Genomic DNA, 25,776 nt, shown 5'->3' with positions numbered 1-25,776 from the left:
AGAAATCAGAAGCGGAAATTACCCGAAATGCTGAAACGCGTGTTATCCGAACCATTGTCCCGTTCTCCCTTGGCCAATTCGATCCTCAAACTACTTGATCTAAATTGAGATGTGGTCTGTGGAAAAATATCCAGACCGATGCCGTAGGACTGCGCATTCTCTTTGCGGACCTCCACGGCAGTTGGTTGTTCAATAGAAACACTGCCCGCCGCGACAAAGGCATACGGGCTAAGAATAAGAGGGGTGTTCGCGACCTGCACATCAGAGCGGTGCGCCACCTCGGCGCGGATCATCCAGCCGCTGTCGCCACGCAGGGTGCCACTGTCAAAGCCGGAGAGTTCGCGCGCTCCTGCCAGTCCGAAACGCTCGGACGTGACAAGCGGATCACCAAAGGAAAATTGCGCGCGCGCCGTTACGGACAGCGAGACACGCTGGGACAGATTGCGTTGGTGGAACGCCGACAGGCTGAGTTTGGTGAACTCGGCATCGGCCCCCTGCCGTGACAACGGCGTTCCGGCGCCCGCGTCCGCAAAGCTGCGCGCGCCCCAGGCATCGACTCCGCGCGACAAAACCGCACCCACATCTGTAACAGCCCCGTCATCATGCAGATAGTTCACGTTGCCGCCAAAACGCAGCACGGTCGTGCTGTCTTCGTAGATTGGCGTCAGCCCTGCGGCGGTAAACAACGCCTGTTCGTCCTGCTGGCGATCAATCGAGAACTGCGTCGAAACGTTCAGCTGGCGTGAGCGAATGAAAGGATAGATCAGACGCAGTGACTGGCGGTCAAAATTCGACCGTGTCGGGGCCGCAGCGTTATCGGGGGTGGTATCGCTTGTGGTGAATTCGGCATTGAACGCCAGCCCGGAAATTCCGATGGGCACAACCACACCACCCGCAATGACGCGGTAACGCGGATTGCTGCTCAGCAAGTCCTGCGCGGCCCCCGAACCCCGCAAATAGAAGGTTTCGCCATAGCTGAACGGGCTGTTCAGCTCGACCCCTGCGTTAAATGTCTCTGGTCCCAGTTCGTCGGCGTTTGCGTTGTCAAATCCGACAAAGCCGGTGACCTGCTTGTATTCGGGATCAAGTCTCAGCACCGTACCGCCCGCTTGCTGTCCCGCACCCAGCGAAGATCCCAAAGCCACGCCCGCCGTGTCGCCCGCCAGCAACAGCTGCCGTTCAATTTCAGCCAGCGTCAGCCCCGGCCGCCCCACCAAAGGCGCCGTCAGCGCGTCCAGCCGGGCCTGTACCTGCGGTTTGGCATTGCCTTGTTCAACCTGTTCGACAAAGCCATTAACGACTGTGACTTTCAGCACACCACCATCGCGCAGGCTTTGCTGCGGCAGCACCACGCGCGCCAGCACATAGCCCGCATTGGCATAGGCTTCTTCCAGTGTGCCCACGGCGTTGAACAGCTCCGACACCGCCACGCGCCCGCGCGTCAGCCGGGCCTCGAACGCCGCGTTGGCGGCGGCCATTTGCGGCAATCCGCCCGACAGGTTTACACCCGACAGGGTAATGCCGATCTGCTCGGCGCCCGCCGGAGCCCGCGTGCCCGTCGCGCCGGAAAACACCAACGCTCCGCCCAGCTTTTGCAGCGGCGGCTGAAAACTTTCCGGTGTAACACTGCTTGCTGTGCCGCTGTCCTGTGCGGCACCGGGGACGGCCCCTGCGCTCACCAGAACAAGGACGCCCCACATCAGCAAGGCGGCGGACTTCAAGCGCATGATCTTAATCACCATTAGGCGCACTCCAGAAAAGACTTCGAAAAAAGAGTACAAAACAAACGAACATGCCATAAAAACACATGTCACCAGTCTAACCCCCTGCCCCGTCCCCACTGCAAGGGTTTTCTGAAAACTGGCCGCTCTATCGCAATAACTGTGGCAGATTTTCAAATCGGGCTGGCGGGATCGTCGGTGCCGAATTCGTTCCGATAGGTGTAGGGCGCAGGCAGATGGTGCCAGCCCGGCAGCATCGGTTCGTACAGGCGGCGGATTTGTTCATCCCGTTGACCCATGCGCGGCGGGTTCTTTTTCATGTCGCCGGGGTGGGACATGGGATGCCAGCCATAGCGTTGTTGGCTTTGATGAAATTGGAATCTTTGGGCGCGTTCATTGTCTATCCTTTCGAAGGTCAAAAACGTGCATCACGCAGGCCCGACAGGATCGCCTACGCGAGATAATCTTGTGCCAATTGCCGCGTCAGGGCGGCATAGCGCGCGCAGCGGTCTGCCGCCCCGTCTTCATCCATGCGTGTGATGATCCAGCCGACATAGGTGGCGGCGCGCAACACCAGGAACAGATCCAGCGTGGTCAGGTCGATTGGCCGGACCGACAGATAGCCGTCAATCAGCGCGGTACGCAGGTCGACATAGTCGGGTTCCTGCATGTTCTTCAGCAACGTGGTGGCAATGTCGAACTGGCGATAGCCGTATCCGCCATCGTCGAAATCTATCAGCTGAATCCGCGCGCCGTCGATCATCAGGTTTTCGCGCACCAGATCCGCATGGATCAGCCCGTGGTCCAGACCGGCCGATTGGTTGGCCAGAACGTCATCGGCCTGCGCGCGCAAACGGGTGAACAGCGCGCGGTCATCCTGTGACAACGCGGGGTTGTCCCAGAACCGTCCCCAGACCGGAGCGTCACCCACAAGCCCGTCACGGTCCCACCGGCAGCGGGTAAAGTCGGGCGGCAGTGTCCAGGCGTCGCTGACCTGATGCAGCCGCGCCATTTCGCGCCCGATAGCGTGAAACAGGCCGGTGCGGTCGGCCACATCCAGCGGCGTTGCTGTCGTTCCGACAGGGCGGCCGGTCAGCCAGCCCAGCACATCAACCTGAACGCCGTCGATCACATGCAAAAAGCTGCCATCGGTCGCGCGGACAGGTTCGGGCACATGCAGCCCCCCTGCCGCAACCGCCGCCATCCACTGCAATTCCGAGCGCAGTTCGTCATCAGAGCGATAGTTGACCCTGTGCAGGCGCAGGGCAACCGGCCCGGTCCTGCCTTCGACGCGAAATACCTGATTTTCACGCGCCGCAATCAGCTGCCAATCCGCGCCGTCCAACCCCCAAAACCCAAGAGCTTTCTCGACGGTGGCATTCATACTGTCACCGGCGTTTGGGCCAGAACCTCGTCGAGCGTGTCAAACAACAGGTCTGCATTCTCGATTGAAAACGGCATGGGGGGGCGGATTTTCAGCGTGTTCTTGTGACGGCCAAGCTTGGAATGGATGATCCCGCGATGGCGCATCGCGTTGATGACGCGATCGGTAAATTCGGTCGCGGGTTCCTTGCTGTCGCGATCAAGAACCATTTCGGCCCCGAAGATCAGGCCCGAACCGCGCACGTCTCCGATGACCTCGTATTTCTCTTTCAACGCAGACAGACGTTTGCGGGCATGGTTCCCGACGGTTCTGGCATTGGCGACCAGTTGCTTGTCTTCGATCTCTTGCAAAACGGCCATCGCGGCCGCGCAGGACACAGGGTTGCCGCCAAAGGTGTTGAAATACCGGTATCCACCCCGGAACGCCGCCAGAATCTCGGTGCGGGTCACAACGCCGCCCACCGGGTGCCCGTTGGCCATCGGCTTGCCCAACGTCATCACGTCGGGAACAACGCCCATCTTTTGATGCGCCCACATGTGGGTGCCGGTGCGGCCAAAGCCCGACTGCACCTCGTCACAAATCAGCAGCCCGCCGGCCTTGCGCACGACTTCTGCGACCGGCTTCAGCCAGCCATCCGCGTTGTCGGGAAACCCTTCGTTCAGGAAATACGGGCAGATCAGCAGCGCGGCAAAGCCGACACCGGATTTTTCGTGTTCCGCGATCTGTTCGGCCACCGCATCGGCAAACAGCGTGCCATCCGGGTCGGGCGCACGATAGCTGTCGGGCGCTTCGACGAAACGGAAATACTGCTCCAGCCCAAATCCGACCGTGGGCGGGTTGCTTTTGCTCAGCTGGCTGACCAGCGAGGTGTTGCCGTGATAGGTGGCATCGGTGGAGATAATGCCCCGCTTGCCGGTCATGGCCTCGGCCATGCGCAGCGCGATGTCGTTGGCCTCTGACCCTGTGCAGGTCAGAATGGCCGTGTCCAGCCCGGCCCCCATCGTTCCCGTCAGCTTTTCGACATAGTCCAGAATGCCGTCGTGCAGGTAACGTGTGTGGGTGTTCAACGTCCCCGCCTGTTGACAGATCGCCTCGACCACACGCGGATTGCAGTGCCCGACATGCGGTACGTTGTTATAGCAATCCAGATATTTGCGCCCGTCAGCATCCCACAGCCAGACACCTTCGCCCTTCACGATATGGACGGGATCGTCGTAAAAGGTCGAAACGCCGGGGCCCAAAAGGCGTTTGCGGGCTTCCATCAGTTCGGGAACGGTACGTGTCATCTTGTCTCCTGCGGTATTCAAATTGCCCTGCCATCGTAGAACTCTACCCCTGATACAAAGAGCCTGGGATGGCGCACACCAACCGAAGCCTTCAGGGAAGAACTGATGAAACTGAGATAGCGGAAACCGTCGCAACGGCCCTTGAGATTCCATGTCTTGCGCGCAACCGCAATGATCTTTTCACGCACATCGGCGGGGGTGTCTTTCAGGACAAACAGACCGTTCCACAGCGAAATGTCGAGCTCTGGTGCGATGGAACCCAGCGTTGGCGCATCGGGCGCGATGGCAATCGGCGCCTCTGTCACGCTTGCGAGGATCTTGACGCTGTCCAGACAAGCAAGGATTTGCTGGATCGTGGTGTTGATCACATCAAAATCGCCCGAAGCCAGCGCGTTACAGTCCAGAGCATCGGCTGATGTGGCGATCACAAAGGGATAGGTCAGGAAAATGCCCAGCGGCTCGAACGGGCTGGGGTCAAGCGCGGGAATACCAAGCTGCGGACCCACCACGGGAATGTCGACAACGAATGAACCGATCATATAGCCATCAGCCGCAGCCGTGGTCATCTGGACGGCACCGGGAAACGGTCCACTGTCAGAGGGGCGGTTGATGACCGCTGCGGCAACCCCGTACTCTTCCTGAAAATCCTCGGCAATCATCCGTGTCAGAACATCTTCCAGATCGCCCGGAGGGAACGGAATGATGAAGTTAACGGGTTTTTCGGGGTATTCGGCAAGTGCGACAGCCGGAGCGGCGGCAAGCGCAAGGGCACAGGCGATGCGCAAGAACATAGCCAAAGTAACCTTCCGTTATCGTTGTTTTGTTCATTTAAGCGAATCTTTGGTCGCACAATTAACTTGTTAAATTTAATGACTCTTGTCAATTGTTAACTCGTGAAGCACATTGTCGGGGCAACATCGATGACAGGAAAATTTCTTTTGGCCGGGCAGGAAATGCGCAGAAAACGTTGGTCTGATCCCAAGTGGACGACTCGATCGCTTCCGATCGCATTATTGCGTACCCGTGAACTTTTGATGCAGCATTTCCGGCCCATGCTGCTGGCCAATGATGTCACGGAACAGCAGTGGCGCGTCCTGCGCATCCTCTTTGACATCGAGAGTATTGATGCCGGTGAACTGGCAGCGCGCGCCTGCATCCTTGCGCCCTCCCTGTCGCGCATCAGCAAGGCACTGGAAACGCGCGGACTGATAAAGGTCAGCCGCGATCCCTTTGACGGTCGCCGCTCGATCCTTTGCCTTACGACCGAAGGCATTGCGTTTATGAACCTCGTCGCACCGCAAAGCGCGCAGATCTACGCCAACATCGAAGCCAAGGTCGGACGAGAGCGTATTGATACGCTGATCGACGAGCTTGAGGGGCTGATCGCAGAAATGGCCGCCGACGAATAGCCGCGGTCGAACGTCAGATGACTTTGACCTTCACGTCATCAACTGACCTGGAAATGGAAACGCGGCCACACGCCAAGGCCAATCCCGCGATTTCCCGCTTGAGCGCTTCTTCTGCGTCAGGCAACGATCCGCGTCACCCAAACGTCGCGCGGGGCGTCCGAGAAACCTGCATCGGAATGCGCGAACGGCAAGAACATGAAAAGACGGAGGTCCTGCGGCAGCCGGTCGATAAAGCCCTGCCGCCGGACATGACGCGCCACCGACAGGACCTGCGGGTCAGACGCCAAACACCGCCCCGTCACCGACCTCCTCCGATTGCTGTCACCGGGATACCGCGCACCCAGGTCCTTTGACGCCGCGCGCGCGAAATGTTCGACCGGCGCCTTCAGTCACAACCGGTCAGAAGCGTTTACAGAACCGCGTCGATGGCTGTCCCAAGCTTGCGCACGATCTCGTCGATATGGCTGTCGTCCAGGATGAACGGAGGGGCCAGCAATATGTGATCGCCGTGCTGCCCGTCGATGGTGCCCCCCATCGGATAACAGATCAGCCCCGCCTCGAACGTCGCCTTTTTCAGCGCCTTGTGCAGGGCGCGTTCGGGCGGGAACGGGTCTTTGGTATCACGGTCGATCACGAACTCGATGCCGCGAAACAAGCCCCTTCCGCGTATATCACCCACGTTGGGATGCTGGCCAAAGGCCTGTTCCAGAGCCGTCTGCAACCGCGTGCCCATTTCGGCTGCGCGTGCGGTCAGACCGCCATCGGTCAGTTTGCTCAGAACCGCCAGCGCAGCCGCACAGGCGACGGGATGGCCGACATAGGTGTGTCCGTGCTGGAAAAATCCGCTGCCGTCTTCGATGGCTTTGTAAATGGTGCCCGAACACAACATCGCCCCAATGGGTTGATAACCCGCGCCCAGCCCCTTGGCGATTGTGATGATATCCGGGCGCACGTCCTCTTGTTCACAGGCGAACAACGTGCCGGTGCGGCCCATGCCACACATGACTTCGTCCAGGATCAGCAGCACGCCGTATTGATCGCAAATCTCGCGGATACGTTTGAAATACCCCGGCACCGGCGGCACCGCGCCTGCCGTTGCCCCCACCACGGGTTCGGCCACAAAGGCAAAGACCGTGTCCGCCCCCAGCCGCAAAATCTCGGCCTCAAGCTCGTTGGCGGACCGCAGGCCATAGTCCTCGGCGCTCTCGCCATCCTTTTGCCCGCGATAGGCATAGCACGGCGCGATATGCGAGGTTTCGACCATCAGCGGCGCAAAGGGTGCGCGCCGCCATGCATTGCCGCCCGTGGCCAGCGCGAACAGAGTGTTCCCATGATAGCTTTGCCGCCGCGCAATCACATGGCGGCGCTGGGGTTGGCCGATCTCGACGAAATACTGCCGCGCCAGTTTCAGCGCGGCCTCGACCGCTTCGGACCCGCCCGAAACGAAATACACACGGTCGATCCCCTCGGGCGCGTGGGCGACCAGCTTGTCCGCCAGCGCCTCGGCAGGGGAGGAGGTGAAAAAGCTGGTGTGGGCAAATGCGACCGAATCCAACTGCGCCTTGATGGCCGCTGTCACCTCGGGATCGCCATGCCCCAGACAAGACACGGCAGCCCCGCCCGACCCATCAAAATAGGCTTTGCCATCAGTGTCATACAGGTACACGCCCTGTCCGTGAGAAACGGTTGGCGGAAGCGCCTTGGTATGTCGGGGGAACACATGGGACACGACAGAAATTCCTTTCGCAACGGGCCGCAGGTCGTACTGAACCATAGCCATCCAGTGTTGACTAGACGGGTTTCAGGTGGAAGGCTCACGAAGTGTTTAACTATTGGGAGGGAGTCGTTTGCAGTGTCCTTCGTGGGATTTGATACGAATCAGACAGGCTTTCGACTTTGGGTGCCGCCCGCGCGGGCGCACCGTCGCGTAGAGCAGCACCAGCTGCTGACCCGAACAGAACACCGTCAAAAATAGCAAGGAGTTCACGATGTCGAAGCAATTCAAACTGTCCATTATGGGGTTCGCCGCTGCCGCGTTGATGGCACCTGCGGCTTTCGCCGAAGAGTTCATTACAATCGGCACAGGCGGCGTCACGGGCGTCTATTATCCCACCGGCGGCGCAATTTGCCGTCTGGTGAACAAGGGCCGCAAAGAACACGGCATTCGCTGTTCCGTCGAATCGACCGGCGGATCGGTCTACAACATCAACACCATCCGCGAGGGCGAATTGGAGTTTGGTGTGGCCCAGTCCGACTGGCAGTACCACGCCTATAACGGCACGTCGAAATTCGAAGAGGCCGGCCCGTTCGAGAAACTGCGCGCCGTGTTTTCGGTTCACCCCGAGCCGTTCACCGTGGTGGCGCGCGCCGATTCCGGGGTCAAAACCTTTGACGACCTCAAGGGCAAGCGCGTGAATATCGGCAACCCGGGGTCCGGCCAGCGCGGCACGATGGAAGTGCTGCTGGAAGCCAAGGGCTGGACCACAGACGACTTTGCCCTGGCCACCGAGCTGAAGGCCGCCGAACAGTCTGCCGCCCTGTGCGACAACCAGATCGACGCGATGGTCTATACCGTCGGGCACCCCTCGGGTTCGATTCAGGAAGCAACCACCGCCTGCGATTCCGTTCTGGTTGAGGTCAGCGGCGATGTGGTCGACCAACTGGTTGCCGACAACTCGTTCTACCGCACGGCCACCATCCCCGGTGGCATGTATCGTGGCAATGACGAAGACGTGGCCACATTCGGTGTTGGTGCGACTTTCGTAACGTCGTCAGATGTCAGCGAAGAAGCCGTCTATGCGGTTGTTTCTTCGGTCTTTGACAATTTCGAAGACTTCAAGAAACTGCACCCAGCCTTTGCCAACCTCAAGCCCGAAGAAATGGCGACTGCCGGTCTGTCGGCCCCGCTGCATCCCGGTGCGGCAAAGTACTATAAAGAAAAAGGCTGGATCGAATAAGCCAGCACGACACGGGGAGCCGGCGGAAACGCCGCTCCCCTTTTTACAAGACCAACAATTGATCTGGGCAATTCAGACAGGGACAGAACCGATATGGCTGACAAACGTGTAGAAAACCGCGCCTTGAGCGAAGAGGAACTGCAAGACCTTGTGTCCTCGTCGGATGCGGGCGCGCGCAATCCTGTGGGCGCTGTTGGCACTTTGCTGGCGGTTGTCGCTGTCGTCTGGTCTCTGTTCCAGGTGGTCCTGGCTTCACCGCTGTCCAACTATATCCTGCCCGGAGACATCGTGAACAATTCGCGTCAGGTCCATCTGGCCTTTGCGGTGTTTCTGGCGTTCATGGCCTATCCGGCGCTGAAATCCAGCCCGCGCGACCATATCCCTTTGCAAGACTGGTTCATGGGTCTTCTGGGTGCATTCATCGCCATGTACGGGTTCTTTTTCTATCAAAAGATCGTCGACGCCGGTGGCCTTGCCGATGACGTGGACAAATGGGTGGCTTTGGTCGGCCTGTTGATCCTGTTCGAAGGCGCGCGCCGCGCGCTGGGGCCTGCGATGGCGATCATTGCGGTTATTTTCCTGGGTTATGTGTTCTTCGGGTCATCCGAATGGGTGCCTGACGTGATCCGCTGGAAAGGCGCCTCGCTGAAAAAGGCGATGAGCCATATGTGGATCACCTCGGAAGGTGTCTTTGGCATCGCGCTGGGGGTGTCGACCAAGTTCGTGTTCCTGTTCGTGTTGTTCGGGGCCCTGCTGGATAAAGCCGGCGCGGGCAACTATTTCATCAAGATGGCCTTTGGCGCATTGGGTCACCTCAAGGGGGGGCCGGCCAAGGCTGCGGTTGTCGGATCGGCGGCCACGGGCCTGATTTCCGGTTCTTCCATCGCCAATGTTGTGACCACCGGCACCTTCACCATCCCGCTGATGAAGCGCGTCGGCTTTTCGTCGGAAAAGGCCGGCGCGGTCGAGGTCGCGTCATCCGTCAACGGGCAGATCATGCCACCGGTCATGGGGGCTGCGGCGTTTTTGATGGTGGAATATGTCGGCATTTCCTATGTCGAGGTCATCACCCACGCATTCCTGCCCGCGACCATCAGCTATATCGCGCTGGTCTATATCGTGCATCTGGAAGCGGTGAAGAACAACATGCCGACGCTGGGCAACCGCGTGGTGTCGATGGGCAAGACCATCGGCGGCATGGCAGCGTTTTTCGTGGGCTTTGCTGCCTTGTGCTATGGCGTACAGTATCCTGTCAGCTGGATCGTTGCGGCCGTGCCGGGTATGTCGGGCACGGTGATGTCGGTGCTGATCTTTGCCGCCTATGCAGGTCTGCTGTATCTGGCGTCGACAGTGCCCGATCTGGAACCGGATGATCCCAACGCCGAGGTGGTGGAACTGCCCGTGGTGGGCGAGATCTACAAGTCGGGCCTGTATTTCCTGCTGCCGATCATCGTGCTGGTCTATTTCCTGATGATCGAACAGAAATCTCCCGGCCTGTCGGCCTTTTGGGCGACCGCGCTGCTGTTCGTGATCCTGCTGACCCAGCGCCCGCTCAAGGCGATGTTCCGGGGCCAAAGCGACACGGCCAACCATATCAAGGCTGGTGTCGGTGACCTTGTTCAGGGATTGATTGACGGTGCGCGCAACATGATCGGCATCGGTCTGGCCACGGCCACGGCGGGTGTCATCGTCGGCACGGTCACCCTGACCGGCGTGGGTCAGGTGATGGCCGATCTGGTCGAGTTCCTGTCCGGTGGCAATCTGATCCTGATGCTTGTTCTTGTCGGTCTGCTGTCCCTGATTTTGGGCATGGGCCTGCCAACCACGGCCAACTATATCGTGGTGTCATCGCTGATGGCCGGCGTGGTTGTGGAGCTGGGCGCGCAATCCGGGTTGATCGTTCCGCTGATTGCCGTGCACCTGTTCGTTTTCTATTTCGGCATCATGGCCGACGTGACCCCGCCCGTGGGTCTGGCCAGCTTTGCCGCTGCGGCGGTATCGGGCGGTGACGCCATCCGCACCGGCTTTGTCGCGTTTTTCTACAGCCTGCGCACCGTCGCCTTGCCGTTCGTGTTCATCTTTAACACCGACCTGCTGTTGATCGACGTAACGTGGTTACAGGGGATCGTGGTGTTCATATCCGCGACCATTGCCATTCTTGTGTTTACCGCAGGCACCATGGGCTATTTCCTGACCCGCAGCCGCATTTACGAAAGCATCGCATTGGTGCTGGTGGCCTTTGTGATGTTCCGGCCCGACTATGTGATCAACCACCTGCAACCGCCGTTCAAACTGATCGCCCCTGCGGGCATCAGCGACGCACTGGGTGCGGCCAGTGACGGTGACGAATTGCGGCTGATCGTATCCGGGCCAGACTTTGACACCGGCGAAACCAAGGAAACCACATTGGTGCTGACCGTCGAAGGCGAAGGCACCGCCGAGCAGCGTCTGGAGGCCGCAGGGCTGTTGCTGCTGGAAGAAGACGGCGTGATGAAAATGGACGAGCCGATGTTCGGCACACCCTTCTCGGACACGATGTCGAGCTTTGATTTCTATGGTGACGATCCGGTGCAGATCACCACGGTCAAGGCACCGGCCAAGCAGATGCCGCAGGAAATCGTGTTCCTTCCCGCCCTGCTGCTCTTGGGACTGATCGCCTTTCTTCAACGTGCCCGCATATCGCGGGAAGGAGTGCCCGCATGACCGTTCAACCCATTCTATGTGCCGTCGACGTGTCCAACCCCAAGGAAGACACCAAAACCATCCAGACCGCTGCCGAACTGGCCAGATTGCGCGGGGCGCAGCTGGACATCGTGGCGGTGGTGCCCGACTTTGGCATGAGCTCGGTCGGCGGCTATTTCGACAAGGACCACCATGCCAGGGCCCTGTCCGAGGCCAAGGCCGCCCTTAACAAAATGGTCACCGAGGCGCTGGACGCGGACCAGAACGCCAAGGTCCGCCATGTGATCCTGACGGGGCGTGTCTATGAAGAGGTGCTGAAACTGGCCAAGGCAGACGATCCGTCGCTTATCGTGGTCGGCGGTGCGCGTCAGGCGGATCTGACAGACTATCTGCTGGGCCCGAACGCGGCGCGGATCGTACGCCACGCGACCTGCTCGGTTTACGTTGTGCGCTGAACCGCCAGCCTGCTCGTGTCGCAAAGTTTCCGCTGGCCTAAAAAAGCACTGGAAATGGGCAAAATCTGGTGGTCGACGTCGTAGGGTCAGGACCCTAAAGCACGCGTGCCCAATCCGGCAGGCCCGCGACAAACCTCTTTTACACCTCCATCTTGATCGTTCCATCCGCGACCCGGCGGTCGACGATTTCCAGAACCTTTTGGGCAAACTCAACATCGTTGATATGGCAGTCAAGGTCATGCAGTGTGACCGGATCGGTCATTACCTTGCGGTGTTTCGGGTGCACCGCCGCTTGCGCCGCGCCATACACAGCGCCGGCCGCCTGGCCAAGTGTCGCCATGCAAATGTCGTTCAGACCGTACAGGCCACCCGCCCACAGGATCATCTGAATGTCGGCAGACAGAGGGTCAGGCCCGATCAGACCGGAAAAGGCAATGGTCGACACCACATATTTCGGCACCCCCAGCGGTAGCGCACGGGCGCAGTCAAGCGCAAAGTCGGTGCCTTTGCCAATTTTTCGATAATGATTAACGCGTTATCTATTGACAAGAGTCGATTTATTTAACATGTTATATTTGTTTCGGGAGGAATCATGCCACATCTGTCCATTGATTATTCGCCATCTCTTGAAGAGCGTGCTGACATCCCTGCGCTGTGCGCTGCGCTGCACAAGATCATGGTAAGCTCGGATGTCTTCCCGACCGCCGGAATCCGCATTCGCGCCCACAGGGCGGACCATGTCATCGTTGCTGACGGACATGCGGATAATGATTTTCTGGCCATGACACTTAGTGTCGGGGCGGGGCGCAGCACAGACCAGCTGAAAGCGGCAGGAGACGCATTGTTCACTGCCGCGCAAGAGGGCCTGAAAGACCCGCTGGCGACGCCCCATTTCGCGCTTTCCCTCGAAATCAGGGTCATCAACCCGGATCTCAGCTGGAAAGACACGCCCATTCACGCCCGCCTTACGGGCATTTCTTGAGGATGTCTTTGACGTCCCAACGCCCAGTTAAACGAGGACCCCTATGACCGTTCTAGACAACAATCTGAAAATGCTTGACGGCTTCCTGGCCCGCTATCGCGACACCGGCATCCTGAACCGCATTGCCGGACAGGACGTTGCGGGCAGCAAGGGCGTCTTTCAATCAACCTCACCCGTCGACAAAAGCGTGATTTGCGACGTGGCGCATGGCGCATCCGAGGACATCGACGCAGCAGCCAATGCGGCGCATGATGCGTTTGCCGCATGGCGTGACATGCCCGCGCTTGAGCGTCGGAAAATCCTGATCCGCGTGGCCGAGGGCATCGAAGCCCGTGCCGAGGAAATTGCGCTGTGCGAATGCTGGGACACCGGACAGGCGTACAAGTTCATGTCCAAGGCCGCCCTGCGCGGCGCCGAGAACTTTCGCTATTTTGCCGATCAGGTTGTGCAGGCCCGCGATGGCCAGCACCTGAAATCGCCGACGCTGATGAACGTCACCACCCGTATGCCAATCGGCCCCGTGGGCGTCATCACCCCGTGGAACACGCCGTTCATGCTGTCGACATGGAAGATTGCACCCGCGCTGGCCGCAGGTTGCACCGTGGTGCACAAACCCGCCGAAGCCTCGCCGCTGACCGCGCGCCTGCTGGTCGAGATCGCCGAGGAAGCGGGCCTGCCCCCGGGCGTTCTGAACACCGTCAACGGCTTTGGCGAGGGCGCGGGCAAGGCGCTTTGCGAACACCCCAGGATCAAGGCGATTGCCTTTGTCGGAGAAAGCCGCACCGGTTCCCTGATCACCAAACAGGGTGCCGATACGCTGAAACGCAACCATCTTGAGCTGGGCGGCAAGAACCCTGTCATCGTCTTCGACGACGCCGATCTGGAGCGCGCGCTGGATGCTGTGATCTTCATGATCTATTCGATCAACGGCGAGCGCTGCACCTCCTCCAGCCGCCTGCTGGTGCAGGACACCATCCGCGCGGAGTTCGAGGCCAAGCTGGTCGAACGGGTCAACAACATCAAGGTCGGTCACCCGCTGGACCCGACAACCGAGGTTGGGCCGCTGGTCACCGAGGAACATTACAACAAGGTCACCAGCTATTTCGACATCGCTGTTGAGGACGGCGCGACCGTCGCCGCCGGTGGCGTGAAAGTGGGCGACGAGGGCTATTTCGTGCGCCCCACCCTGTTCACCGGTGCCACCAACCAGATGCGCATCGCGCAGGAAGAAATCTTTGGCCCCGTGCTGACGTCGATCCCCTTCAGCACCGAAGAGGAAGCGTTGCAAATTGCCAATGACATCCCCTACGGGCTGACCGGTTATGTCTGGACCAATGATCTGACCCGCGCCCTGCGCTTCACCGACAAGCTGGAAGCCGGAATGATCTGGGTGAATTCCGAAAACGTCCGCCACCTGCCCGCGCCCTTTGGCGGGGTCAAGGCCAGCGGTATCGGCCGTGACGGCGGTGACTGGTCGTTCGAGTTCTACATGGAACAGAAAAACATCGCTTTCGCCACCGGCCAGCATAAAATTACCAAACTGGGAGCCCTCTAATGCCTATCCCCGCGCCAAATCTTTACCCCGACTTCAACACCATCCGGCTGAGCCATGTTTGCCTGAACGTGTCTGATCTGGCTGCATCACGCTCGTTCTACACCGAGATCGTGGGCTTGCAGGTCACCGACGAAAGCGACAGCCACGTCTATTTGCGTGCAATGGAAGAGCGCGGGCATCACTGCATCATCCTGCAAAAATCCGGCCAACCCGGCACCGTCGAAGTGATGGGGTTCAAAACCTTTGATGAGGCTGATCTGGACAAGGCAGAAGCCTATTTCAAAGGCAAGGGCCGCCCGACATCCTGGGTCGAGCGCCCCTATCAGGGCAGGACCCTGCTGACCTCGGACAACATGGGCATTCCGTTGGAATTCTATCACAAAATGGACCGGCTGGAGCCGATCCACCAGAAATACGCGCTGTACCGGGGTGTGAAACCGCTGCGCATCGACCATTTCAATTGCTTCAGCCATGATGTTGATGCATCGGTCGCGTTCTATTCCGACTTTGGCTTCCGCGTCACCGAATACACCGAGGATGAAGACAGCAAAAAGCTGTGGGCCGCATGGATGCACCGCAAGGGCGGCGTGCATGATATGGCGTTCACCAACGGCACCGGCCCGCGCATGCACCACGTCGCGTTCTGGGTGCCAACGCCGCTGAACATCATTGACCTGCTCGATCTGATGGCCACCTCGGGCTATGTCGGCAACATCGAACGCGGTCCGGGCCGTCACGGCATTTCCAATGCCTTTTTCCTGTATATCCTTGACCCCGACGGCCACCGGATTGAAATCTATTGCTCGGATTACCAGACGGTGGACCCCGATCTGGAGGCGATCAAATGGGATCTGCAAGACCCGCAGCGCCAGACGCTTTGGGGTGCGCCTGCGCCGGAAAGCTGGTTCAAACACGGGACGACATTTGTCGGCGTCGAGACCAAGGACTCTGAAATCGCGGCAAGTCCGATCATCGCGCCATGAGCCTTGAGCTGAAAAACCCCGCGCTGATGCGGGAAGCGGCCCTTGTCGGGGGCCGCTGGATCAATGCCGACGGCGCCGGCGTTGCGGTCACGAACCCCGCAACAGGTGCGGTGCTGGGCCATGTGCCAAGGCTGGGCACAACCGAAACACTGGACGCCATCGCAGCGGCAGAGGTTGCGCAAAAGGGCTGGGCCGCGCGCACCGCCAAAGACCGGTCCTATGTGCTGCGCCGCTGGTTCGACCTGGTGATGCAGAACCAGGACGATCTGGCCCGCATCCTGACCGCCGAACAGGGCAAGCCGGTGGCCGAGGCCGCGGGCGAGATTGCCTATGGTGCGTCGTTCATCGAATGGTTTGCCGAAGAGGCCCGCCGCGCATATGGCGACATCACACCGGGCCATGCGGCAGACAAGCGCATCCTGTCGATCAAGCAGCCCATCGGGGTGGTCGCGGCCATCACACCGTGGAACTTCCCCAACGCGATGATCACCCGCAAGGCCGGTCCGGCCTTTGCTGCCGGTTGTGCTATGGTGCTGAAACCTGCGGGTCAGACCCCGTTTTCGGCCATTGCGCTGGCGGTTCTGGGGGAACAGGCCGGATTGCCCGCAGGGCTGTTTTCGGTTGTCACCGGATCGGCCCGCGAGATTGGCAAGACCATGACCGGCAGCCCCGTCGTGCGCAAGCTGACCTTTACCGGATCCACCGAAGTCGGCGCGCAGCTTTATGCGCAATCGGCCCCGACGATCAAGAAACTGGGGCTGGAACTGGGCGGCAACGCGCCGTTCATCGTCTTTGACGATGCCGATCTGGACGCCGCCGTTGACGGCGCGGTGATTGCCAAGTTTCGCAACAACGGCCAGACCTGTGTGTGCGCCAATCGCATTTATGTGCAGGCCGGTGTCTATGACGCCTTTGCCGAAAAACTGGCCGCGCAGGTGGCCAGCCTGCCCACCGGCAACGGGTTTGACGAAGGCATTGTTTTTGGCCCTCTGATCGACGATGCGGCGGTTGCCAAAGTGGCCGAACATGTGGCCGATGCCACCGCCAAGGGCGCGACCGTGACCTTGGGCGGCAAGCCGCACAGGCTGGGTGGTACGTTCTATGAACCGACCATCCTGACCGGCGTCACCGCCGACATGGCCGTGGCCACCGAGGAAACATTCGGCCCCGTCGCCCCCCTGTTCCGCTTTGAGACCGAAGCCGAAGTTGTGGCCGCCGCCAATGACACCGAATTCGGCCTTGCCTCGTATTTCTACAGCCGTGACCACGCCCGCGTCTGGCGCGTGTCCGAGGCGCTGGATTACGGCATGGTCGGTGTGAACACCGGCCTGATCTCGACCGCCGAAGCACCCTTTGGCGGCGTCAAGATGTCGGGGCTGGGGCGCGAAGGCGCGCGGCACGGGCTCGATGACTTTCTGGAACTCAAATACATCTGCATGGGCGGCATCGACGCCGCACCGGAGGCATAAACATGCGCTTTGCAACCTACACATCCGGCGGCGAAACCTTTTACGGTGCCGTCACCGACACGGGCATGATCGCCCTGAACGATTCATTCCCCGATTGGCCAACGCTGTTTGACGCGGTGCAGGCCGACGGTCTGGACGTGCTGGCCAAAGTGGCCGAGGGCAAGGGGGTAACCCATCGCGACGTGCAATACGAAATGGTCATGCCCAATGTCCGCCGTATCCTCTGCGTCGGCGTGAACTTTCCCGACCGCAACGCCGAATACAAGGACGGCAGCGAACAGCCGAAATACATGTCGCTGTTTCCGCGCTTTGCCAGCGGCTTTACCGGCCATGACCGCTCGCTGATCCGCCCGCCGGAAAACCACACGCTGGATTACGAGGGCGAGGTGGCCATCGTGATCGGCAAGGGCGGGCGCCGGATTTCGCAGGAAAACGCCTATGACCACATCGCAGCGCTGACCCTGTGCAACGAGGGTACGATCCGCGATTGGGTGCGCCACGCCAAATTCAACGTTACGCAGGGCAAGAACTGGGACAACTCGGGTTCGATCGGCCCGTGGCTGGTGCCCTTCACCGATGCTGCACAGCTGGACGACGCGCGCATCATCACGCGGGTGAATGGCGAGGTCCGTCAGGATGATGTGCTCAGCCGCATGATGCATCCGATCCGCCGCGAGATCGAATATATCTCGACCTTCATGACGCTGGAACCGGGCGACATTATCGTGACCGGCACGCCGACAGGATCGGGCGCGCGGCTGGACCCGCCGCAATACCTGAAACCCGGCGACGTGGTCGAGGTTGAAGTGAACGGCATCGGCACCCTGCGCAACACCGTCGAGGACGAAGCGGTATGACCCCTCAGGACCACGCCCGCGCCGCCGCCGACCTGCTGGCAGCAGAAGACAGCCGCGACCAGATCGGCCTGCTCAGCCTGCGCCATCCCGACATCGGGATGGATGATGCCTATGCGGTTCAGAACGCGATTTGCGCGGCCAAGCTGGCGCGGGGTCGCAAGGTGATCGGCTGGAAAATCGGCCTGACCTCGAAGGCGATGCAATATGCGCTGGGGATCGACATTCCCGACAGCGGTATTCTGTTCGACGATATGGCATTCGACCACGGCACCACCGTGCCCGCGGGCCGGTTTATCCAACCGCGGATCGAGGCCGAGATCGCCTTTGTCATGAAATCCGCCATTGGCGGTGCCGATGTGACCCGCGCCGATGTGATCGCGGCCACCGATTATGTCGCCCCGTCTATCGAAATTCTGGACACACGGATTGTGCGTGTCGACGGCGAAACCGGCAAGACCCGCAGCGTTTTTGACACCATCAGCGACAATGCCGCCAATGCCGGTATCGTGCTGGGCCCGCAACGCCACGCGGTTGATGCCTTTGACCTGCGCTGGGTGGGTGCGATCACCACGCGCGACGGCGCGGTCGAAGAAACCGGCCTGGGGGCCGGCGTGCTGAACGATCCGGTGGAAAGCGTCGTCTGGCTGGCCCGCCGCATGGCGCAATACGGGCAAAGCATCGAACCCGGTCAGGTGATCCTGTCGGGCAGTTTCATCCGCCCCGTCGAATGCCCGTCGGGCAGCGCGATCACCGCCGATTTCGGTGATTTCGGTGATGTCGAACTCTCTTTCGCCTAGGCTCTGGACCCATTCATCCTGGATATTCCGCGGCTGTTTCACACGAAAAAACAGTAGCCAGTCCCGTGCCGCATAGACCATGGTGTGCTCAGAACCAACGCCAAACCACGCTCGGCGCCGCTCATAAATTGGCCATCTCCATGGCCGGGCGCCAAAAGGGAGGGTGACTTATGATCGGGCGCAACCAGACAGACCAACGCGGCTGCCCAATGGGCGATCCGGCCGCAATGGCGCGTGAATTCGATCCTTTTGACACCCCCTATCAGACCGATCCGGCACAGGCGCTGGCCTGGGCGCGGGCACAAAATCCGGTCTTTTATGCACCCAGGCTGGGCTATTGGGTCGTCACCCGCTACCACGATATCAAGGCGGTGTTTCGCGACCCTGTGCTGTTTTCGCCGCGCAATGTGCTTGAAAAAATCTCTCCCCCCACCGATGAGGCCCTGCGGATCTTGCGCAGCTACGACTATGGCATGGACCGCACGCTGGTGAACGAGGACGAGCCTGCCCATCTGGAACGTCGCCGGTTGCTGCTGGACCACTTCCTGCCGGAGAACCTCGAACATCATCACGCCATGATACGCAGCCTGACGCGCGAAAGAATTGATGCCATTATCGACGACGGGCGCGCGAATCTGGTCGAGGCGCTGTTGTACGAGGTGCCGCTGCTGGTCGCGCTGCACTTCCTGGGTGTGCCCGAGGACGAGATCGACACGCTGCGCACATTCTCGCTGGCCCATTCAGTGAACACATGGGGGCGGCCCTCGAAAGAACAGCAGTCGCAGGTCGCGGACGAAGTCGGGCGGTTCTGGCAATACGCCGGTGCCGTGATCAAGAAAATGCGGGCGCAAACCGACGGCACCGGCTGGATGCATCACACCATTCGTATGAACGCCAAACGCCCCGACGTGGTGACAGACAGCTATGTTCATTCGATGATGATGGCGATTATCGTGGCCGCTCACGAAACAACGTCGCTGGCCTCGGCCAACATGTTCAAAACGCTTCTGACACACCGCTCTGCCTGGGAGGATGTCTGCGCCAATCCCGCACTTATCCCCAACGCCGTCGAAGAGTGCCTGCGCTATGCGGGGTCTATCGTGGCGTGGCGACGGCAAACAACAGCCCCCGCCTCGGTGGGTGGCGTGGATCTGCCCGAAGGGGCCAAGCTGTTGATCGTGCAGGCCAGCGGCAACCGCGACCCGCGACATTTCGAGAATGGCGAAACATTCGATATCTACCGCGACAATGCTGTCGATCACCTGACTTTCGGCTATGGCGCGCATCAATGTATGGGCAAGAACATCGGCCGTATGGAGATGCGGATTTTCCTCGAAGAGGTCTCGCGGCGCTTGCCGCATCTGCGACTGGCAAAGCAGGATTTCAGCTATATGCCAAACATGTCGTTCCGTGGGCCAGATGCCCTGTGGGTTGAATGGAACCCCGCATCAAACCCTGAACGGGCCGATGCCCTGTGCTTGCAGCCGCGCTGCGAATTTGCCGTGGGTGCCCCTGAGCGCCGCGATATTGCACGCCGGGTCCGCGTTACCGACATCCGGCACGAGGCCGACGGGGTGCTGGGTCTGGCACTGGGATCGGCAGACGGGCGCGCGCTGCCCGAATGGACGCCGGGGTCTCATGTCGAGCTGTGCGTGGGCGGTTTCGACCGCAAATATTCGCTTTGCGGTGCGCCTGACGACGGCACCTATCGGGTTGCAATTCTACGCGAAGCGGCTGGCAAGGGCGGGTCGTGCCACATTCACGACACGCTGCGCACGGGAATGGAAATTGGCCTGCGCGGCCCTGCGAACCTCTTTCGGCTGGACACGGGGGCATCGCATTACATGCTGATCGCAGGCGGGATAGGGATCACACCAGTCATCGCCATGGCAGAGCGTCTGAAGACCCTCGGGGCCAGTTACACGCTGCACTATGCCGGGCGGTCGCGTGCAAGAATGGCGTTTCTGGATCGTCTGGCACGCGATCACGGCCCTGCCCTGACGGTGCATGTGACCGATGAAGGTACAAGAGCGAACCTTCCTGCGCTGATACAAGACCTGCCTGACGGTGGGCAAATCTATGCCTGTGGTCCCGCTGGTCTGCTGACCGCGCTTGAGGCTCTTGCGGCGGATTTACCCCAAGGCACATTCCGGTCTGAACATTTCAGCAGCACAGCCGCCGGACTGGCCCCCGAAGACGAAATTCCCTTCGATGTTCAGCTTGTCGACTCGGGTCTCACACTGACGGTGCCGCGCGATAGAACCCTGCTGGATGTCATTCAGGCAGCGGGTGTTGACGTACCCTGTGACTGCCGCGAAGGGCTTTGCGGCTCTTGCGAGGTCGACGTCGTAGAGGGAAAGATCGACCATCGCGACATGGTGCTGACACGCGCAGAGCGACAAGAGAGCCGCCGGATGATGAGTTGCTGCTCGCGCTCGGCGGATGGCACGCCGATCAAGATCGCGCTGTAATTCCAGCGCAGCTTTTCAACAGCGATCTTGCGAACAGCAAGGTGGCCAAAAGGCGTTGGCCGACGCGGTTCAACCCACCCGGCGCGCTGCGTGCCGGAAGGTGGTCGAAGGGCACAAAAGCCCCTCGACCGGTTTGCGCAGATCAGAACGGGCTGTCTTCGTAGTAAAAGTCAGCGGCGTTCTCTTGCGTGATCAGGACCGACCCGATGGTGAAGGTGCCCGAAACAGGCGCGGTTGACGTCATGCCCACCGCTGTCATTTCAATCGCCGTGGCAATCATCGACGGCGGATAGGTCACGTCCGCCGGAATCATCGGATCGCCGTCGCGCACCTTGGCCACCATTTCCTTCATGCCTGCACCGCCCAGCACAAACTTGATATCGTCGCGCCCCGATTGTTCGATGGCCGCCAGCACACCGATGGCCATGTCGTCATCCGATGCCCAGACCGCGTCGATCTTGTCGTATTTCGACAGAAAATCCTGCATCACGGTGAAACTGTCGTCACGGTTCCAGTTGCCGTGTTCCATTGCCAGAATGTTGATACCCGACCCGTCAATCGCGCTCTGAAAGCCTTCGACGCGCTCGTTGTCGATGGTGGTCGGGATGCCGCGGAACACCACGATATCGCCGCCATCGGGCATGGCCGAGGCCATGTATTCGCCCGATACCTTGCCAAAGCCGGGGTTGTCACCGGCCACATACAGATCCTCGATACCGGGAATGGCAAGACCACGGTCAACCACCGTCACCCACGCGCCGCTGTCTGCAACCGCCTTGACCGGGCTGGTCAGCGGCTCGGATTCAAAGGGCAGAACCACCAGCGCGCTGATGTTGCGCGTGGCCAGCATGTCTTCGATGTCGTTGACCTGTTTGGCCGGGTCAGATGCGGTTGCCAGCACGAAATCCAGTTCCGGATAGACCTTCTCCAGCCGGTCCACCGCCTGTTGCGCGTGAAAGTTCATGCCGCCCGCCCAGCCGTGCGTTGCCGCCGGGATCGACACCCCGATGACCTTGGTTTCCTGTGCCAGCACCGGCATCGCCAGTGTCGCCGCCAGTGCGGCCGCCGTAATTTTCGCAAATTTCATGGCTTATCTCCTCTGTTTACCATGGTCTCCCGAAGGGCTGTTCTCAGCTCTCCGCCTTCTTGTCGCGTTGCAGGATGACGGCCAGAATGATGATGACACCCTGTATGGCCCCGTTCAGATAGGGCGACACGCCATCCGTCAAATTCAGAATATTGTCGATCAGCGACAGGATCAGCACGCCGATCACCGTGCCCCAGACGCGGCCGAAACCGCCCTTGAGCATGGTGCCCCCAATGATCACCGCCGCGATGGCTTCCAGTTCCCACAGCACGCCGGTGCTGGGCGACGCCGAGCCAAGGCGCGGGACATACATGATCGTCGCCACCCCGACGAGGATGCCGAGAAAGACATAGGTCAGCATCCGCACGCGGTTGACGTTGACCGATGAATAGCGCGCCACCTGATCGTTGGACCCGACCGCCGCCGCATGGCGACCGAACGCGGCGCGCCGCATCACCAGCTCGCCGATGATCGCCACCAGCGCAAAGACGATAATCGGCCAGCTGATCCCAAGAATACCGTCAAAATAGATCGGCCGGATCACCGAGCGCATCCCGAAATCCAGCGAGAGCGTGCCGCCATCGGCCAACCACGTGACCAGACTGCGGTAAATGCCCATCGTCCCCAGCGTCACGATAAACGCCTCGATCCGCATGGTGGTGATCAGGAACCCGTTCACGAACCCGGCCAGCGTCCCTGCCACCATCGCCGTGAGCATGCCCACGAAAACCAGCGGCCAGCCCGGCCCCATCGCAGGCAGCATCGCGTTCATCACCAAAATCATCAGCCCCGCGATAAAGGCCGCCATCGACCCAACCGACAGGTCCAGCCCGCCGGCCGTGATGACAAATGTCATGCCAACCGCGATAATCCCGATAAAGGCGGACCGCGACAGAACGTTGGTGATATTGGCCGCGCTCAGGAAATTCCCGTTCAGCGCGGCACCAACGACAACCAGAACGACCAGCGCCAGAATAGGCCCCAGCACCTTCAGGTTCACGCCTGTTGACGCCCTGCTTGATTGTGTTTCGGTGGCAGTCATCAAAGTACCTCTTGCCTGTTCGCGCCCAGACCCATGGCGAGCCGCACGATCTTGTCTTCTGTCATGTCATCTCCGCTGACTTCGCCCGCGATGGTCCCCAGCCGCATGACCAGCACCCGATCCGCAAGGCCAATGACCTCCTGCATCTCGGAACTGACCACGATGATGGATTTGCCCGCCGCCGACAGCGCATGGATGAATTCGTAAATCTGTTGCTTGGTGCCGATGTCGATGCCCCGCGTCGGCTCGTCGATGATGACGATATCCGGTTCGGTCAGCATGATCTTGGCGATCAGCAGCTTTTGCTGGTTGCCCCCCGACAGGTTGCCCACCAGCACCTCGCGGGTCGGGCAGCGGATGTCGAAATCGGCAATCGCCCGTGTCAGCGCCGCGTCTTCCGCCTTGTGATCTATCAGCCAGTTGGTGAACTCCGGCAGCGCCTGCAGGGTCAGGTTTTCGCGCATCCCCTTTTGCAGCAGCAGCCCCCGGCCCTTGCGATCCTCGGTCAGGTAGCACAGCCCCGCCGCCTGCGCCTGTTGCGGCGACCGCAGGGTGACGGGCTTGCCATTGATGCGCACATCGCCCTGCGCGCTGCGCAGCCCCGTCAGCCCCTCCATCGCCTCGGTACGGCCCGAGCCGATCAGCCCGGAAATCCCCAGTATCTCGCCCTTGCGCAGGGTAAAGCTGATGTCACGGGCATAGCCCGGCACGTTCAGCCCTTTGACCTCCAGCGCCGGCTCATCGCTGACGGCGGCCGTGCGCACCGGATAGAGTGACGACACATCGCGCCCCACCATCGCTTCGGCCATCTGGTCCTCGTTGAATTCGGTCGTCATGCCCTGCGCCACCACATGCCCGTCGCGCAATACCGTGATCCGGTCCGAGATCCGCTTCACCTCATCCAGCTTGTGCGATGTGAACAGGATCGCCACCCCCTCGGCCTTCAGCCGCTCCACCTGCTCGAACAGCACCTCCGCCTCGCGCTCGGTCAGTACGGCGGTGGGCTCATCCATGATCAACACCTGCGCGCGCCGCGACAGCGCCTTGGCGATCTCGACCATCTGTTTGTCCGCATTGGAAATGTCGCGGACCCGCGCAGTGGGCGACACCTTGCAGTTCAGCCGGTCCAGCAGCCTGCGCGTCTCGGCCTGCATCCACCCCTTGTCCAGGAACAGACCACGCCGTTTCTCGTGCCCCAGAAAGATGTTCTGCTCCACGCTCAGCTGATCCGCCAGGTTGAACTCCTGATGGATCAGCACAACCCCCTGCGCCTCGGCCTGTTGCGAAGAGGCAAAGCGCACCGGCGCATCGTCCAGCTTCACCTGCCCCTTCGTCGGCTCCAGATAGCCCGACATGATCTTCATCGCCGTCGATTTGCCCGCCCCGTTCTCTCCGATCAGGGCGTGCACCTCGCCGGGTCGCAGGGTCAGGTTGATGTCGTGCAACACCTGCACCGGCCCGAAACTCCGGCAGACATCAGCCAGCGTGAGGGCACGGGTTTCGCTCATAGCTTGACCCACGCCGCATCACGCTTCGACGAGCGCACACAGGCGTCGATAAAGGCGACCCCTTCCAGCCCGTCCTGCACCGTCGGCAACAGGTGATCCGGCGTCTTGCCATCCCGCGCCGCGACGATCAGGTCCGCCGCCTCGTTGTAGATATTCGCGAACCCTTCAAGATAGCCCTCGGGGTGTCCCGGCGGAATGCGCGAGGCCCCTTGATTGCCCGCAGTCGCACCAGCCCCGTTGCGGGTCAGCAAACGCTTTGGCGCGCCGAAGGGCGTGAACCACAGGTAATTCGGATCTTCCTGCGCCCATTCCAGCCCGCCCTTGTCGCCGTACACCCGCAACCGCAGACCGTTTTCATTGCCCGGCGCCACCTGCGACGACCACAACATGCCCTTGGCCCCGCCGTCAAAGCGCAGCATCACATGCACGTTGTCATCCAGCCGCCGCCCCTCGACAAAGGTGCTCAGATCAGCCGCCAGACTTTCCAGCTGCAATCCCGTGACAAAGCGCGCCAGATTATAGGCGTGCGTGCCGATATCGCCCACACAGCCCCCCGCGCCGGAACGTTCCGGATCGGTGCGCCATTCCGCCTGCTTGCTGCCATCGGCTTCGACCGCATCGGTCAGCCAGTCCTGCGGGTACTCAACCTGCACAACGCGTAGATTCCCAATGTCGCCCTGCCGCACCATCTCACGGGCTTGGCGGACCATCGGATAGCCGGTGTAATTATGCGTCAGCACAAACAACGCGTCCGACTTCTCCGCCGCAGCCACCAGCTTTTTCGCATCCGCCAGGGTCGAGGTCAGCGGCTTGTCACAGATCACATGGATGCCACGTTTCAGGAATTCGCGCGCCGCCGGGTAATGCACGTGGTTCGGCGTGACAATCGCCACCGCCTCAACCCCGTCCTTCAACCGGGCCTCGCGCTTCGCCATCTCGGTGAAATCGCCATAGCAACGATCCTCTGCCAGCCCTAGCGCCGCACCCGAGGCCCTGGATTTCTCCGCCGTCGACGACAGCGCCCCGGCAACCAGCTGAAACCGTCCGTCAATGCGCGACGCGATGCGGTGCACCCCGCCGATGAACGCGTCATTCCCGCCGCCGATCATGCCCAGTCTGATAGGTTTCATC

General features: G+C 60.6%; 22 protein-coding genes and 1 pseudogene. 11 read left to right on the top strand and 12 right to left on the bottom strand.

What is annotated here, in order from left to right; translation table 11 throughout:
• Nucleotides 1-5: 5 nt before the first annotated feature.
• From DSM107133_RS18450 to DSM107133_RS18430, 5 genes are all read right to left on the bottom strand, one after another.
• Entirely contained in the window at nucleotides 6-1,727 is a 1,722-nt protein-coding gene (locus DSM107133_RS18450) for a ShlB/FhaC/HecB family hemolysin secretion/activation protein (RefSeq protein ID WP_240310616.1), read from the bottom strand.
• Nucleotides 1,728-1,894: 167 nt separating this feature from the next.
• A complete protein-coding gene (locus DSM107133_RS18445; protein ID WP_162792092.1) occupies nucleotides 1,895-2,059 on the bottom strand; it encodes a hypothetical protein in 165 nt (54 codons plus the stop codon).
• Nucleotides 2,060-2,172: 113 nt separating this feature from the next.
• On the bottom strand, nucleotides 2,173-3,105 hold the full coding sequence (locus tag DSM107133_RS18440; RefSeq protein ID WP_205387866.1) for a phosphotransferase: 933 nt from the start codon (nucleotides 3,103-3,105) through the stop codon (nucleotides 2,173-2,175).
• Complete coding sequence (locus tag DSM107133_RS18435; protein ID WP_114294798.1) at nucleotides 3,102-4,391, bottom strand: aminotransferase class III-fold pyridoxal phosphate-dependent enzyme; 1,290 nt, start codon at nucleotides 4,389-4,391, stop codon at nucleotides 3,102-3,104. Before DSM107133_RS18435 ends, DSM107133_RS18440 begins: the two co-directional genes overlap by 4 nt.
• Before the next feature lie 17 nt (nucleotides 4,392-4,408).
• A complete protein-coding gene (locus DSM107133_RS18430; protein ID WP_240310615.1) occupies nucleotides 4,409-5,182 on the bottom strand; it encodes a hypothetical protein in 774 nt (257 codons plus the stop codon).
• Between the two features lie 162 nt (nucleotides 5,183-5,344).
• Here DSM107133_RS18430 and hpaR point away from each other — a divergent pair, with 162 nt between their 5' ends.
• The gene (hpaR, locus tag DSM107133_RS18425; protein WP_114294797.1) at nucleotides 5,345-5,800 is read left to right on the top strand and encodes a homoprotocatechuate degradation operon regulator HpaR; all 456 of its coding nucleotides are present in this window, start codon (nucleotides 5,345-5,347) and stop codon (nucleotides 5,798-5,800) included.
• A 116-nt stretch (nucleotides 5,801-5,916) separates the two neighbouring features.
• Here the strand turns inward: hpaR and DSM107133_RS18420 are convergent, their stop codons facing one another.
• Together DSM107133_RS18420 and DSM107133_RS18415 are read right to left on the bottom strand one after the other, a co-directional pair.
• A complete protein-coding gene (locus tag DSM107133_RS18420) occupies nucleotides 5,917-6,087 on the bottom strand; it encodes a hypothetical protein (RefSeq protein ID WP_162792109.1) in 171 nt (56 codons plus the stop codon).
• Nucleotides 6,088-6,209: 122 nt separating this feature from the next.
• Complete coding sequence (locus DSM107133_RS18415) at nucleotides 6,210-7,529, bottom strand: aspartate aminotransferase family protein (protein ID WP_114294681.1); 1,320 nt, start codon at nucleotides 7,527-7,529, stop codon at nucleotides 6,210-6,212.
• 259 nt (nucleotides 7,530-7,788) lie between these two features.
• Between DSM107133_RS18415 and DSM107133_RS18410 the strand changes: the two genes are divergently transcribed.
• From DSM107133_RS18410 to DSM107133_RS18400, 3 genes are all read left to right on the top strand, one after another.
• Complete coding sequence (locus DSM107133_RS18410; protein WP_114294680.1) at nucleotides 7,789-8,757, top strand: TAXI family TRAP transporter solute-binding subunit; 969 nt, start codon at nucleotides 7,789-7,791, stop codon at nucleotides 8,755-8,757.
• A gap of 93 nt (nucleotides 8,758-8,850) precedes the next feature.
• The gene (locus DSM107133_RS18405; protein WP_114294679.1) at nucleotides 8,851-11,460 is read left to right on the top strand and encodes a TRAP transporter permease; all 2,610 of its coding nucleotides are present in this window, start codon (nucleotides 8,851-8,853) and stop codon (nucleotides 11,458-11,460) included.
• Nucleotides 11,457-11,894, top strand: a complete 438-nt coding sequence (locus DSM107133_RS18400) for a universal stress protein (RefSeq protein WP_114294678.1) — start codon at nucleotides 11,457-11,459, stop codon at nucleotides 11,892-11,894. The genes DSM107133_RS18405 and DSM107133_RS18400 overlap by 4 nt, the downstream gene beginning before the upstream one ends.
• A gap of 289 nt (nucleotides 11,895-12,183) precedes the next feature.
• On the opposite strand, the pseudogene DSM107133_RS18395 reads toward DSM107133_RS18400, so the two are convergent.
• A pseudogene (locus tag DSM107133_RS18395) lies at nucleotides 12,184-12,399 on the bottom strand (Tm-1-like ATP-binding domain-containing protein); the annotation flags it as partial.
• A gap of 87 nt (nucleotides 12,400-12,486) precedes the next feature.
• Here DSM107133_RS18395 and DSM107133_RS18390 point away from each other — a divergent pair.
• The 7 genes from DSM107133_RS18390 (at nucleotide 12,487) to DSM107133_RS18360 (ending at nucleotide 21,008) form a co-directional block, all read left to right on the top strand.
• Nucleotides 12,487-12,876: a 5-carboxymethyl-2-hydroxymuconate Delta-isomerase gene (locus tag DSM107133_RS18390; RefSeq protein ID WP_114294677.1), complete on the top strand. Its 390-nt coding sequence runs from the start codon at nucleotides 12,487-12,489 to the stop codon at nucleotides 12,874-12,876.
• 43 nt (nucleotides 12,877-12,919) lie between these two features.
• A complete protein-coding gene (gene hpaE, locus DSM107133_RS18385; RefSeq protein WP_114294676.1) occupies nucleotides 12,920-14,431 on the top strand; it encodes a 5-carboxymethyl-2-hydroxymuconate semialdehyde dehydrogenase in 1,512 nt (503 codons plus the stop codon).
• Nucleotides 14,431-15,414 (top strand): 3,4-dihydroxyphenylacetate 2,3-dioxygenase, encoded by a 984-nt coding sequence (gene hpaD / locus DSM107133_RS18380; RefSeq protein ID WP_114294675.1) that lies wholly within the window; start codon nucleotides 14,431-14,433, stop codon nucleotides 15,412-15,414. Before hpaE ends, hpaD begins: the two co-directional genes overlap by 1 nt.
• A complete protein-coding gene (locus tag DSM107133_RS18375) occupies nucleotides 15,411-16,883 on the top strand; it encodes an NAD-dependent succinate-semialdehyde dehydrogenase (RefSeq protein WP_114294674.1) in 1,473 nt (490 codons plus the stop codon). The genes hpaD and DSM107133_RS18375 overlap by 4 nt, the downstream gene beginning before the upstream one ends.
• A 2-nt stretch (nucleotides 16,884-16,885) precedes the next feature.
• On the top strand, nucleotides 16,886-17,740 hold the full coding sequence (locus DSM107133_RS18370; RefSeq protein WP_114294673.1) for a fumarylacetoacetate hydrolase family protein: 855 nt from the start codon (nucleotides 16,886-16,888) through the stop codon (nucleotides 17,738-17,740).
• Nucleotides 17,737-18,537, top strand: a complete 801-nt coding sequence (gene hpaH / locus DSM107133_RS18365) for a 2-oxo-hept-4-ene-1,7-dioate hydratase (RefSeq protein WP_114294672.1) — start codon at nucleotides 17,737-17,739, stop codon at nucleotides 18,535-18,537. The genes DSM107133_RS18370 and hpaH overlap by 4 nt, the downstream gene beginning before the upstream one ends.
• 170 nt (nucleotides 18,538-18,707) lie before the next feature.
• Nucleotides 18,708-21,008: a cytochrome P450/oxidoreductase gene (locus tag DSM107133_RS18360; RefSeq protein WP_114294671.1), complete on the top strand. Its 2,301-nt coding sequence runs from the start codon at nucleotides 18,708-18,710 to the stop codon at nucleotides 21,006-21,008.
• A 142-nt stretch (nucleotides 21,009-21,150) separates the two neighbouring features.
• On the opposite strand, the gene DSM107133_RS18355 is transcribed toward DSM107133_RS18360, so the two are convergent.
• From DSM107133_RS18355 to DSM107133_RS18340, 4 genes are read right to left on the bottom strand one after another with little or no spacing between them, the layout of a single operon-like run.
• Complete coding sequence (locus DSM107133_RS18355; RefSeq protein WP_114294670.1) at nucleotides 21,151-22,095, bottom strand: ABC transporter substrate-binding protein; 945 nt, start codon at nucleotides 22,093-22,095, stop codon at nucleotides 21,151-21,153.
• A 43-nt stretch (nucleotides 22,096-22,138) separates the two neighbouring features.
• Complete coding sequence (locus DSM107133_RS18350) at nucleotides 22,139-23,137, bottom strand: ABC transporter permease (protein WP_114294669.1); 999 nt, start codon at nucleotides 23,135-23,137, stop codon at nucleotides 22,139-22,141.
• Nucleotides 23,137-24,645 (bottom strand): sugar ABC transporter ATP-binding protein, encoded by a 1,509-nt coding sequence (locus DSM107133_RS18345; RefSeq protein WP_114294668.1) that lies wholly within the window; start codon nucleotides 24,643-24,645, stop codon nucleotides 23,137-23,139. The genes DSM107133_RS18350 and DSM107133_RS18345 overlap by 1 nt, the downstream gene beginning before the upstream one ends.
• Nucleotides 24,642-25,775 (bottom strand): Gfo/Idh/MocA family oxidoreductase, encoded by a 1,134-nt coding sequence (locus DSM107133_RS18340; protein ID WP_114294667.1) that lies wholly within the window; start codon nucleotides 25,773-25,775, stop codon nucleotides 24,642-24,644. Before DSM107133_RS18340 ends, DSM107133_RS18345 begins: the two co-directional genes overlap by 4 nt.
• Nucleotide 25,776 lies beyond the last annotated feature (1 nt).

The sequence above is a fragment of the Pseudosulfitobacter sp. DSM 107133 genome, from assembly GCF_022788695.1.
Lineage (GTDB): Bacteria > Pseudomonadota > Alphaproteobacteria > Rhodobacterales > Rhodobacteraceae > Pseudosulfitobacter.
Note: the sequence above shows the minus strand (reverse complement) of the source record. Positions and strands in the feature narration are given on the sequence as shown.

What these genes read in the sequence shown, in the direction of transcription:
- DSM107133_RS18450 (WP_240310616.1), bottom strand. Translation starts at nt 1,727, where the DNA reads ATGCGCTTGAAGTCCGCCGCCTTGCTGATGTGGGGCGTCCTTGTTCTG.
- DSM107133_RS18445 (WP_162792092.1), bottom strand. Translation starts at nt 2,059, where the DNA reads ATGTCCCACCCCGGCGACATGAAAAAGAACCCGCCGCGCATGGGTCAA.
- DSM107133_RS18440 (WP_205387866.1), bottom strand. Translation starts at nt 3,105, where the DNA reads ATGAATGCCACCGTCGAGAAAGCTCTTGGGTTTTGGGGGTTGGACGGC.
- DSM107133_RS18435 (WP_114294798.1), bottom strand. Translation starts at nt 4,391, where the DNA reads ATGACACGTACCGTTCCCGAACTGATGGAAGCCCGCAAACGCCTTTTG.
- DSM107133_RS18430 (WP_240310615.1), bottom strand. Translation starts at nt 5,182, where the DNA reads ATGTTCTTGCGCATCGCCTGTGCCCTTGCGCTTGCCGCCGCTCCGGCT.
- hpaR (WP_114294797.1), top strand. Translation starts at nt 5,345, where the DNA reads ATGCGCAGAAAACGTTGGTCTGATCCCAAGTGGACGACTCGATCGCTT.
- DSM107133_RS18410 (WP_114294680.1), top strand. Translation starts at nt 7,789, where the DNA reads ATGTCGAAGCAATTCAAACTGTCCATTATGGGGTTCGCCGCTGCCGCG.
- DSM107133_RS18405 (WP_114294679.1), top strand. Translation starts at nt 8,851, where the DNA reads ATGGCTGACAAACGTGTAGAAAACCGCGCCTTGAGCGAAGAGGAACTG.
- DSM107133_RS18400 (WP_114294678.1), top strand. Translation starts at nt 11,457, where the DNA reads ATGACCGTTCAACCCATTCTATGTGCCGTCGACGTGTCCAACCCCAAG.
- DSM107133_RS18390 (WP_114294677.1), top strand. Translation starts at nt 12,487, where the DNA reads ATGCCACATCTGTCCATTGATTATTCGCCATCTCTTGAAGAGCGTGCT.
- hpaE (WP_114294676.1), top strand. Translation starts at nt 12,920, where the DNA reads ATGACCGTTCTAGACAACAATCTGAAAATGCTTGACGGCTTCCTGGCC.
- hpaD (WP_114294675.1), top strand. Translation starts at nt 14,431, where the DNA reads ATGCCTATCCCCGCGCCAAATCTTTACCCCGACTTCAACACCATCCGG.
- DSM107133_RS18375 (WP_114294674.1), top strand. Translation starts at nt 15,411, where the DNA reads ATGAGCCTTGAGCTGAAAAACCCCGCGCTGATGCGGGAAGCGGCCCTT.
- DSM107133_RS18370 (WP_114294673.1), top strand. Translation starts at nt 16,886, where the DNA reads ATGCGCTTTGCAACCTACACATCCGGCGGCGAAACCTTTTACGGTGCC.
- hpaH (WP_114294672.1), top strand. Translation starts at nt 17,737, where the DNA reads ATGACCCCTCAGGACCACGCCCGCGCCGCCGCCGACCTGCTGGCAGCA.
- DSM107133_RS18360 (WP_114294671.1), top strand. Translation starts at nt 18,708, where the DNA reads ATGATCGGGCGCAACCAGACAGACCAACGCGGCTGCCCAATGGGCGAT.
- DSM107133_RS18355 (WP_114294670.1), bottom strand. Translation starts at nt 22,095, where the DNA reads ATGAAATTTGCGAAAATTACGGCGGCCGCACTGGCGGCGACACTGGCG.
- DSM107133_RS18350 (WP_114294669.1), bottom strand. Translation starts at nt 23,137, where the DNA reads ATGACTGCCACCGAAACACAATCAAGCAGGGCGTCAACAGGCGTGAAC.
- DSM107133_RS18345 (WP_114294668.1), bottom strand. Translation starts at nt 24,645, where the DNA reads ATGAGCGAAACCCGTGCCCTCACGCTGGCTGATGTCTGCCGGAGTTTC.
- DSM107133_RS18340 (WP_114294667.1), bottom strand. Translation starts at nt 25,775, where the DNA reads ATGAAACCTATCAGACTGGGCATGATCGGCGGCGGGAATGACGCGTTC.